This window comes from Methylorubrum podarium (assembly GCF_022179745.1).
GTDB classification, from domain to species: Bacteria; Pseudomonadota; Alphaproteobacteria; order Rhizobiales; family Beijerinckiaceae; genus Methylobacterium; species Methylobacterium podarium.
Genome location: NZ_BPRD01000308.1, coordinates 1 through 10,260 on the forward strand (window position 1 = coordinate 1; position 10,260 = coordinate 10,260).

At 68.6% G+C, this 10,260-nt stretch carries 8 protein-coding genes and 1 pseudogene; 2 read left to right on the plus strand and 7 right to left on the minus strand.

Annotation, left to right across the window (positions count from 1 at the left end; all coding sequences use genetic code 11):
• From MFF42_RS15530 to MFF42_RS15560, 7 genes are all read right to left on the minus strand, one after another.
• On the minus strand, positions 1 to 2,934 hold a 2,934-nt coding region (locus MFF42_RS15530; protein ID WP_238256548.1), incomplete at its 3' end, for a 2-oxoglutarate dehydrogenase E1 component.
• A gap of 213 nt (positions 2,935 to 3,147) precedes the next feature.
• Positions 3,148 to 4,032, minus strand: coding sequence for a succinate--CoA ligase subunit alpha (gene sucD / locus MFF42_RS15535; protein ID WP_238256549.1), 885 nt, complete (start codon positions 4,030 to 4,032; stop codon positions 3,148 to 3,150).
• Between the two features lie 22 nt (positions 4,033 to 4,054).
• Positions 4,055 to 4,477 carry a PIN domain-containing protein gene (locus MFF42_RS15540; RefSeq protein WP_238256550.1) on the minus strand — a complete coding sequence of 141 codons (423 nt, stop codon included), beginning with the start codon at positions 4,475 to 4,477 and terminating at the stop codon, positions 4,055 to 4,057.
• Positions 4,467 to 4,694 carry a hypothetical protein gene (locus MFF42_RS15545; protein WP_238256551.1) on the minus strand — a complete coding sequence of 76 codons (228 nt, stop codon included), beginning with the start codon at positions 4,692 to 4,694 and terminating at the stop codon, positions 4,467 to 4,469. Before MFF42_RS15545 ends, MFF42_RS15540 begins: the two co-directional genes overlap by 11 nt.
• Positions 4,695 to 4,714: 20 nt before the next feature.
• Positions 4,715 to 5,911 carry an ADP-forming succinate--CoA ligase subunit beta gene (gene sucC, locus MFF42_RS15550; protein ID WP_238256552.1) on the minus strand — a complete coding sequence of 399 codons (1,197 nt, stop codon included), beginning with the start codon at positions 5,909 to 5,911 and terminating at the stop codon, positions 4,715 to 4,717.
• A 76-nt stretch (positions 5,912 to 5,987) separates the two neighbouring features.
• Complete coding sequence (gene mdh / locus MFF42_RS15555) at positions 5,988 to 6,950, minus strand: malate dehydrogenase (protein ID WP_238256553.1); 963 nt, start codon at positions 6,948 to 6,950, stop codon at positions 5,988 to 5,990.
• A gap of 352 nt (positions 6,951 to 7,302) precedes the next feature.
• The gene (locus MFF42_RS15560) at positions 7,303 to 8,034 is read right to left on the minus strand and encodes a TetR family transcriptional regulator (protein ID WP_238256554.1); all 732 of its coding nucleotides are present in this window, start codon (positions 8,032 to 8,034) and stop codon (positions 7,303 to 7,305) included.
• A gap of 251 nt (positions 8,035 to 8,285) precedes the next feature.
• Between MFF42_RS15560 and aroB the strand changes: the two genes are divergently transcribed.
• Positions 8,286 to 10,025 (plus strand): 3-dehydroquinate synthase, encoded by a 1,740-nt coding sequence (aroB, locus tag MFF42_RS15565; RefSeq protein ID WP_238256555.1) that lies wholly within the window; start codon positions 8,286 to 8,288, stop codon positions 10,023 to 10,025.
• A gap of 95 nt (positions 10,026 to 10,120) precedes the next feature.
• A pseudogene (locus tag MFF42_RS15570) lies at positions 10,121 to 10,260 on the plus strand (dual-specificity RNA methyltransferase RlmN); the annotation flags it as partial.

Genomic DNA, 10,260 nt, shown 5'->3' on the forward strand with positions numbered 1-10,260 from the left:
CTGGCCGACCGCGGTCGAGGCGGAGGCCGGACGCCCGACGTAGCGGGGCCGCTTCGAGGCGGAGCCGGCCTGGCCCAGCACCCAGTCGAGATAGGGCTCGACGAAGGACCACGAGCCCAAGAACATGGGCTCTTCCTGGCACCACACCACCTCCGCGTTACGGAAGCGGCTCATCTCGTTGGCGAGCGCCTTCAGCGGGAACGGGTAGAGCTGCTCGACGCGCATCAGGTAGACGTCGTTGACGCCGCGCTTCTCCCGCTCCTCGTAGAGGTCGTAGTAGACCTTGCCGGAGCACAGCACGACGCGGCGGATCTTGTCGTCGCGGGTGAGCTTCACGCCGCTGTCGTCGTGCTCGGCGTCGTCCCACAGGATGCGGTGGAAGGTCGAGCCCTCCGCGATCTCCTCGATCTTGGAGACCGCCCGCTTGTGGCGCAGCAGCGATTTCGGCGTCATCAGGATCAGCGGCTTGCGGAAGTCGCGTTTCAGCTGGCGGCGCAGGATGTGGAAGTAGTTCGACGGCGTCGAGCAGTTGGCGACCTGCATGTTGTCCTCGGCGCACATCTGGAGATAGCGCTCCAGACGGGCGGAGGAGTGCTCCGGTCCCTGGCCCTCATAGCCGTGCGGCAGGAGCATCACGAGGCCGGACATGCGCAGCCACTTGCGCTCGCCGCTACTGATGAACTGGTCGATGACCACCTGCGCGCCGTTGGCGAAGTCGCCGAACTGCGCCTCCCACAGCACCAGGGAGTTCGGCTCGGCCAGCGAGTAGCCGTACTCGAAGCCGAGCACCGCCTCCTCGGAGAGCATCGAGTTGATGACCTCCAGGCTCGCCTGCCCCTCGCGCACGGAGTTGAGCGGCGTGTAGCGCTGCTCGTTCTCCTGATCGATCACCACGGCGTGGCGCTGCGAGAAGGTGCCGCGCTCCACGTCCTGGCCCGAGAGGCGGACACGGTGGCCCTCGATCAGCAGCGAGCCGAAGGCCAGCGCTTCCGCCGTCGCCCAGTCGATGCCGACACCGGTCTCGACCGCCTTGGCGCGGTTGTCGAAGAAGCGCTGGATCGTGCGGTGGAGGTGGAAGCCCGGCGGCGGCGTGGTGATCCGCGTGGCGATGTCGCGCAGGGTCTCCACCGGCACGCCGGTGCGGCCGCGGCGGGGATCGTCCACGTCCTCGCGCACCGCCTTGAAGCCGGACCAGCGCCCGTCGAGCCAGTCGGCCTTGTTCGGCTTGTAGCCGCCGGCGACGTCGAGCTCGCCCTCCAGCATCGAGCGGAACTCGGCCTTGCGCGCGTCGAGCTGCTCCTGGGTCACGTCGCCCTGCGCGACGAGCTTCTTGCCGTAGGTCTCCAGCGCGGTCGGATGCTTGCGGATCCGCTGGTACATCTTCGGCTGGGTGAAGGCCGGCTCGTCGCCCTCGTTGTGGCCGAAGCGGCGGTAGCACAGCATGTCGATCACGACCGGCTTGCCGAATTTCTGGCGGTACTCGGTCGCGACCTTGGCGGCGAAGGTCACGGCCTCGGGGTCGTCGCCGTTGCAGTGGAAGATCGGCGCCTCGACCATCTTCGCCACGTCGGACGGATAGGGCGAGGAGCGCGAGAACCGCGGGTCGGTGGTGAAGCCGATCTGGTTGTTGATGATGAAGTGGATCGAGCCGCCGGTGCGGTGCCCTTTGAGGCCCGACAGGCCGAAGCACTCCGCCACCACGCCCTGGCCGGCAAACGCCGCGTCGCCGTGGATCAGGAGCGGCAGCACCTTGCGGCGCTCGACGTTCGGCTTGGCCTTCTGGTCCTGCTTGGCCCGCACCTTCCCCAGCACCACCGGATCGACGATCTCGAGGTGGGACGGGTTGGCGGTGAGCGAGAGGTGGACGGTGTTGTCGTCGAAGGCGCGGTCGGAGGAGGCGCCGAGATGGTACTTCACGTCGCCCGAGCCCTCGACCTCCGCGGGAGAGGCCGAGCCGCCCTTGAACTCGTGGAACACAGCCCGGAACGGCTTGGCCATCACGTTGGTGAGCACGTTCAGCCGGCCGCGATGGGCCATGCCGAGGACGATCTCCTCGACGCCGAGCGCGCCGCCGCGCTTGATGATCTGCTCCAGAGCCGGGACCATCGACTCGCCGCCATCGAGGCCGAAGCGCTTGGTACCGGTGTATTTCAGGTCGAGGAACTTCTCGAAGCCCTCGGCCTCGATCAGCTTGTTCAGGATCGCGCGCCGGCCTTCCGGCGTGAACGAGATTTCCTTGTCCTTGCCCTCGATGCGCTCCTGGATCCACGCCTTCTCCTCGGGATCGGAGATGTGCATGAACTCGACGCCGAGCGTCTGGCAGTAGGTGCGCTCCAGGATGCCGACGATCTCGCGGATCGTCGAGAATTCCATGCCGAGCACGTTGTCGAGGAAGATCTTGCGGTCCCAGTCGCTCTCCTGGAAGCCGTAATGCTGCGGGTGCAGCTCCTCGTGGTCGCCGCGGGGCGCCAGCCCGATCGGGTCGAGCTTGGCGTGCAGGTGGCCGCGCATGCGGTAGGCGCGGATCAGCATGATCGCGCGCACGGAATCCTTGGTGGCCTGCTCGACCGAGACGCCGGTGGCGGCGACGATCGCCGCGCCCTTGGCCGAATCGCCGGGCTTGCCGGGCTGGGCCTTGGCCTGGATCTTCTCGCCGAGCGCCTTTTCCAGGGCCCCCCAATTGCCGTCGAGCGCCGAGACGATCTCGCCGTTGAGCGGGACCGGCCAGTTGGGCTTGGCCCAGGAGGCGCCCTCGGCGTTCTTCTTCACCAGGGCGTCGTCCTCGCCCAGCTCCTTGAAGAAGCGCTGCCACTCGGGATCGACCGCGTTCGGGTCGCGGGCATAGGCCGCCTGCAATTCCTCGATCCAGGCGGCGTTCGCGCCGTAGAGGAAGGAGGTTTGGAGAAGCGCTTCGTTCGCGTCCTGGCGTGCCATCGCTGCCTGTCCTACCGCTCGGGCGGCGCCGTCTCGGGCCTGCCGCCGCGTCGTGTCCGATCCGGCGCGCGTCCCGAGCGGAGCGTCAGAGCCCCGCTTCGCGCCGCCGGATCCGGCCGGGGCGCGGACGCGTCCCGGCATCGTCTCCCATATGGGTCGCCCGAGCGTGCGTGCGGTGCAACACAGCCGCGCGGATCCCGGTTACAGACCGGCTCAACCCTTCAGCACCTCGACCAGGGTGCGGCCGAGCCGGGCCGGCGACGGCGACACGCGGATGCCCGCCGCCTCCATCGCCGCGATCTTGTCCTCGGCGCCGCCCTTGCCGCCGGAGATGATGGCGCCGGCATGCCCCATGCGGCGGCCGGGCGGGGCCGTGCGGCCGGCGATGAAGCCGACCATCGGCTTCTTGCGCCCGCGCTTGGCCTCGTCGGCCAGGAACTGCGCCGCCTCTTCCTCGGCCGAACCGCCGATCTCGCCGATCATCACGATCGACTGGGTCTTCTCGTCTGCGAGGAACAGCTCCAGCATGTCGATGAACTCGGTGCCCTTGACCGGGTCGCCGCCGATGCCGACGGCGGTGGTCTGGCCCAGCCCCTCGACCGTGGTCTGGAACACCGCCTCGTAGGTCAGCGTGCCGGAGCGCGAGACGATGCCGACGGAGCCCGGCTTGAAGATGTTGGCCGGCATGATGCCGATCTTCGATTCGCCCGCGGTGACGACGCCGGGGCAGTTCGGCCCGATCAGCCGCGACTTCGAGCCCTCCAGCGCGCGCTTGACCCGCACCATGTCGAGCACCGGGATGCCCTCCGTGATGCAGACGATCAGCGGGATCTCGGCCTGGATCGCCTCGCAGATCGCGTCGGCCGCGCCGGGCGGCGGCACGTAGACGACGGAAGCCGTGGCGCCGGTGGCCTCGCGGGCCTCGGCCACCGTGTCGAACACCGGCAGGCCGAGATGGGTCGCGCCGCCCTTCCCCGGGCTCGTGCCGCCGACCATCTTGGTGCCGTAGGCGATGGCCTGCTCGGAGTGGAAGGTGCCGTTCTTGCCGGTGAAGCCCTGGCAGATGACCTTCGTGTTCTGGTCGATGAGAATGGACATTCGGGCTCCTGCGGCCGTCTTTCTATGAATGGCTTCGGAAGGGGTTCACGACGCGAACCGAGCCGTAGGCCTGATCGTCGTTGAGGTCTTCACTGTAGAGGATGGTTGCCCCGAGTCGTTCGGCTGCGGCGACGATGGCGCCGTCCCAGTAGGAAATCTGATGCTTCTGGGCCCGCAAAGCGCCCTCTCGCACGAGTTGCGGATCGATCGGGACGCAGGGCAGATCGTCGAACGCGTCGACGACTTCGATCGCGCGCTCGATCGAGAGGGGCTGTTTGATCTTGCGCGTGACGGTGACGAAGAATTCCTGCAGCACTTGGCCCGACGTTCCGAACTGCCGACGCGCGATGAGTTCGCGGGCACGCGCCTTCTTCTCGGTTTCGGAGGGAGCGCCCGAGACCGCGTAGACCAGCACATTCGTGTCGAGGAAGCAGTCAACGGTCATGGAGTTCGTCCCGCTTCCACGTGACCGGCCCGATCTCGCCCTGCGAGGCGTCGATGAGATCGAGGAGTCTTTTCCGCGCCTTGTCGGTCTGACGTCGAACCACGCTCTCGATCGCTTCGACGGCGAGGTCATGAACCGACTCATGACGCTCGTCGGCAAGCGTCTGGAGTCGGGCCATGACATGGCTCTCAAGCGTGATCGTGAGCGTGGTGGTCATCATGGCCTCCCGCGATCGCCTCAGCCCTTCTTCACCGCGGCGACGATCTTCTGCGCGGCGTCGTCGAGATCGTCCGCGGGGATCACGTTGAGGCCGGAGTTCCGGATGATCTCCTTGCCCTCCTCGACATTGGTGCCCTCGAGCCGCACCACGAGCGGCACTTCGAGGCCGACCGCCTTCACCGCCGCGAGCACGCCGCGGGCGATGACGTCGCACTTCATGATCCCGCCGAAGATGTTGACCAAAATGCCCTTCACCTGCGGGTCGGCGGTGATGATCTTGAACGCCGCCGTGACCTTTTCCTCGGAGGCGCCGCCGCCGACGTCCAGGAAGTTCGCCGGCTCCTCGCCGTAGAGCTTGATGATGTCGAGGGTCGCCATGGCGAGCCCTGCGCCGTTCACCATGCAGCCGATGGTGCCGTCCAGCGCGATGTAGGCGAGGTCGTATTTCGAGGCCTCGATCTCCTTGGCGTCCTCCTCGGTCTCGTCGCGCAGGGCGACGATGTCGGGGTGGCGGTAGAGGGCGTTCGAGTCGAAGGAGATCTTGGCGTCGAGGCACTTGAGATGGCCGTCGCCGGTGAGCACCAGCGGGTTGATCTCCAGCATGCTCATGTCCTTGGCCGTGAAGGCCGCGTAGAGCTTCTCCGTCAGCGCGCCGGCTTCCTTGGCCTGGGGACCGGAAAGGCCCAGCGCCTTGGCCACCGCGCGGCCGTGATGGGGCATGATGCCGGTGGCCGGATCGACCGAGAAGGTGACGATCTTCTCAGGGCTGTCGTGGGCGACCTGCTCGATGTCCATGCCGCCTTCCGTCGAGACGACGAAGGCGACGCGGCCGGTCTCGCGATCGACCAGCATCGACAGGTAGAACTCGGCGGCGATCGAGGCGCCTTCCTCGATGTAGAGGCGGTTGACCTGCTTGCCGGCCTCGCCGGTCTGCACCGTCACCAGCGTCGCGCCGAGCATCTCGGAGGCGAACTGCACCACCTCGTCCTTGGACTTGGTGACGCGCACGCCGCCCTTGGCGCCCGCGGGCGCGCCCTTGAAGGTGCCCTTGCCGCGCCCGCCCGCGTGGATCTGCGACTTCACCACCCAGACCGGCCCGCCGAGCGCGTCGGCCGCCGCCGCCGCCTCGTCCGGCTTGAAGATCGCCACGCCGCGGGAGACCGGCAGGCCGAATTCCTTGAGGACAGCCTTTGCCTGGTATTCGTGGATGTTCATCGAGACCTCGTCGGACGGGCAAGGAAGGGGGCCGAGCGGGCGGCGTCAGCCCCCCGCCGCCGAACCGGACGGAGCGTTAGGCGAGCTTGTCGTTGATGCCCTGGCAGGCCGCGATCAGGCCCTTCACGGAGTTGACCGACTTCTCGAACATCGCCTTCTCGTCGTCGGTGAAGGTCACTTCGAGGACGCGCTCGACGCCGTTCTCGCCGATCACCACCGGCACGCCGACATAGAGGCCGTCGATGCCGTACTGGCCGTCGAGATAGGCGGCGCAGGGCAGGACCCGCTTCTTGTCGCGCAGGTAGCTCTCGGCCATGGCGATGGCGGAGGCGGCGGGCGCGTAGAAGGCCGAGCCGGTCTTGAGGAGGTTGACGATCTCGCCGCCGCCCTTGCGGGTGCGCTCGACCATGGCGTCGAGCTTCTCCTGGGTGGTCCAGCCGAGCTTGACCAGATCGGTCAGCGGTACGCCGGCCACCGTCGAGTAGCGGGTCAGCGGCACCATGTCGTCGCCGTGGCCGCCGAGCACGAAGGCGGTGACGTCCTCGACCGAGACCCCGAACTCCTCCGCCAGGAAGTGACGGAAGCGGGCGGAGTCGAGCACGCCGGCCATGCCGACGACCTTGTGGGTGGGCAGCCCGGAAAACTTCTGCAGCGCCCAGACCATCGCGTCGAGCGGGTTGGTGATGCAGATCACGAAGGCGTCGGGGGCGTGCTCCTTGATGCCGGCGCCGACCGCCTCCATCACCTTCAGGTTGATTCCGATCAAATCGTCGCGGCTCATGCCCGGCTTGCGCGGCACGCCTGCCGTCACGATCACCACGTCGGCACCGGCGATCGCGGAATAGTCGCTGGCGCCCGCATACTTGGCGTCGAAGCCGTCGACCGGCGCGGACTCGGCGATGTCGAGCGCCTTGCCCTGGGGCACGCCGTCGACGATGTCGAACAGCACCACGTCACCGAGTTCCTTGAGGCCCGCGAGATGGGCGAGCGTTCCGCCGATCTGCCCGGCTCCGATGAGCGCGATCTTGCTGCGTGCCATGGATGGTCTAGCCTCCGGTCGGAATTCGCGACGGTTCGGAAAAACGTGTCAGCGACGTCACGGATGGTGCGCTGCGGCCGAACCTTCGCCGATCAATTCTGATGGGGGCGGTGTTTGGCGGAAAAGCCACAGGGCTTCAACCCGACGAAGGTCCGGGTCGGCGGGGCCGGATCGAGGCCGGAGAACCTTCGGAGGCGGGGAGCTTTTCAGAAAAAACGATTGGTGACAGACGGTTGAAGGCCCGATCGGCGGCAAAAGACAGCCGGCAAGGGGTTGGTGACAGGATTTTCGATCTGTCATTGGATGTGAACCGTGCCGCGCCGCGACGCAGCAGCTGGACCGTATCCGGTATTCAGAATGTGCCTGTCCGAAGGGCCCGCTGGATCGACTGGATCACCGCCCCGAGCCGTGCGTCGAGGAGGTCGCGCGGCACGTCCGCGTCGTGCTGGATCGCCACCGGGTGGGTGAAGCGGTAGCTCGCGTCGAAGATGACGGCGATGGCCCGCTCCCGGTCGCGGGCGGCGAAGACGCCGGTGCCGATCCCCTCCTCGACCACGCGCTCGACGAGGGCGCGCAACCGCACGCGATGGCGGCGGGCGATCGGGCGCGAGGCGACGGTGGCATCGAGATGCACGGCGAACAGGTTGGGCTCGCGGGTCAGCATCTCGCTCTGCGCGTTGGCCAGCGCGCTGATGAAGCGCTCGATCTTGTCGTCGGCCGGATCGGGCGCGTCGGCGATGCCGGCGAGCTCGGTCTCGAGGTCGCGCAGCCAGCGCCCGGCGACCGCGTCGAGCAGAGCGTCCTTGGAGGGGAAGTAGCGGTAGACGTTGGCATGGGTCATGCCGGCTTCCGCCGCGACCGCCACCACCGTCACCCGTTTGGGGCCGAGCCGGGTCAGGTGCTCCGTGGCGATGGCCAGCAGCCGCGCATCCGTCGAGACCGGCGTGGGCCTGGCGCGGGCGGCGGGGCCGCTGAGCCGCGGGGTGCGGGGGGGGCCGACACGCGGATCGGAGATCGGATCGCTCGCCTCCCTCTCGGTGTCGGTTCGGGTGACGGGAAGGGAGACAGATCCGTACGGCGACATGACTTTCCTGGCACTGAGACAACCAGCGTGGGGGCACTCGACCAGGCAAGCCTGATCGAGAGCGGTGCCGTCCCACGCGCTCGCGTACGAGCCTTCCCGTCCACGCGCCACTTTGCAACCCCTCCCGGTCCGGGTTTTTGTGCGGATCTCGGTTGGCGTACACGCAGAGCGCGATCGAGGGGCTTCCGGCGCGGCGTGGACGGCGATAGCCGACGCTTCGCCGCATCCGCAAAACCGTCTATGACCGCCCGATGACCCTGCCCCTGCCGCCGGCGCCACCGCCCGGCGAACCGATCGAAGCACGCCTGCGCCGCGGCCTTGGAGCCCGGTCGATCGTGCTCGTCGGCCTCATGGGAGCGGGCAAGAGCACGGTCGGACGCCGCCTCGCCGGCCGTCTCGGGCTGATGTTCAAGGATGCCGACCACGAGATCGAGGCGGCGGCCAAGCTCACCATCGCCGACATCTTCGCGATCTACGGCGAGGCGAGCTTTCGCGAGGGCGAGGAGCGCGTGATCGCGCGCCTGCTGCGCGAGGGGCCGATGGTGCTGGCCACCGGCGGCGGCGCCTTCATGCGCGAGGCGACGCGGGCGCGGATCGCCGAGGGCGGCCTCTCGGTCTGGCTCAAGGCCGATCTCGAGGTGCTGATGCGCCGCGTGCGCAAGCGCAACACGCGCCCCCTCCTCCAGACCGAGGATCCGGAGGCGACCATGCGCGCGCTGATGGAGGTGCGCCATCCGGTCTATGCCCAGGCCGACGTCACGGTGCTGTCCCGCGACGTCTCCCACGACCGCGTGGTGGAAGACGTGATGGAAGCGCTCGACGTCCACATCAATCCGTCCCGCGTGGCCCAGACGCAACATTTGACATTTTCCATGAAGCAACAACCCTCACGCGTGAACGTTCCCCTCTCGGGCGGGCGCGACTACGACATCCGGATCGGCCGCGGCCTCATCGACGCCGTGGGCGCGGAAGCGCGGGATCTCGGCGCCCGGGCCGCCGGCATCGTCACCGACGAGACGGTCGCCGGCCTCTACGGCGCGCGGGTGCGGGCGAGCCTGGAGGCGGCCGGCCTGCGCTGCGGGATCACCACCGTGCCCCCGGGCGAGGCCTCGAAGAGCTATGCGGAGTTCGCCCGCGTCTGCGACGGGCTGCTGACCCAGAGGATCGAGCGCGGCGACCTCGTCGTGGCGCTCGGCGGCGGCGTGGTCGGCGATCTCGCCGGCTTCGCGGCGGCGTCCCTGCGGCGCGGCGTCCGCTTCCTCCAGGTTCCGACGACCCTGCTCGCCCAGGTTGATTCGTCGGTCGGCGGCAAGACGGGCATCAATTCGCCGCTCGGCAAGAACCTGATCGGCGCCTTCCACCAGCCGCGGCTCGTGCTCGCCGACACCGCGACCCTCGACACGCTCTCGGAGCGCGAGATGCGGGCGGGCTACGCCGAGGTCGCCAAGTACGGCCTGATCGGGGATGCCGACTTCTTCGAATGGTGCGAGGCGAACTGGGTCGGCATCTTCTCCGGCGGCCCGGAGCGCGACGAGGCGGTGGCCGCCTGCTGCCGCGCCAAGGCCGGCGTCGTGACCCGCGACGAGCGGGAGGACGGCGAGCGCGCCCTACTCAATCTCGGCCACACCTTCGGCCATGCCCTGGAGCGGCTGACCGGCTACGACGCCGCCCGCCTCGTCCACGGCGAGGGCGTCGCGATCGGGCTGGCGCTGGCCTTCCGCTTCTCGGCCCGGCTCGGCCTCTGCCCCGGCCAGGATGCGGGCCGCGTCGCCAACCATCTCGCGCTCGCCGGCCTGCCGACCCGCCTGCAGCAGGTGCCGGGCGGCTGCGGCGACCCGGAGGCGCTCCTCGACGCCATGGCCCAGGACAAGAAGGTCCGCGACGGCCAGCTCACCTTCATCCTCGCCCGCGGCATCGGCCAGAGCTTCATCGCGCCGGGGATCGATTCCGCGGAGGTGCGGGCGTTCCTGGAGGAGGAGTTGCGGGGCTGAGCCGGCTTCGGAGGTCTCCCATTCCGGTGTGCGGTCGCGTTCCCGCCCGATTGCGCCTATATGAGAGCCGTTCCAGCTTCCTAAGGTCCTGAGCCATGGCGACGGTGTCGTTCGACTCCGCCCCGGGCGCATCGCGCGCCCTCCCCGCAATCGAGAAGGCCCCCGAGGTCACCGCCCTCTCGACCCTGCCCGGCCGCAAGGCCTCCCTCGCGGGTCAGGCCGACGAGGGAGGCCT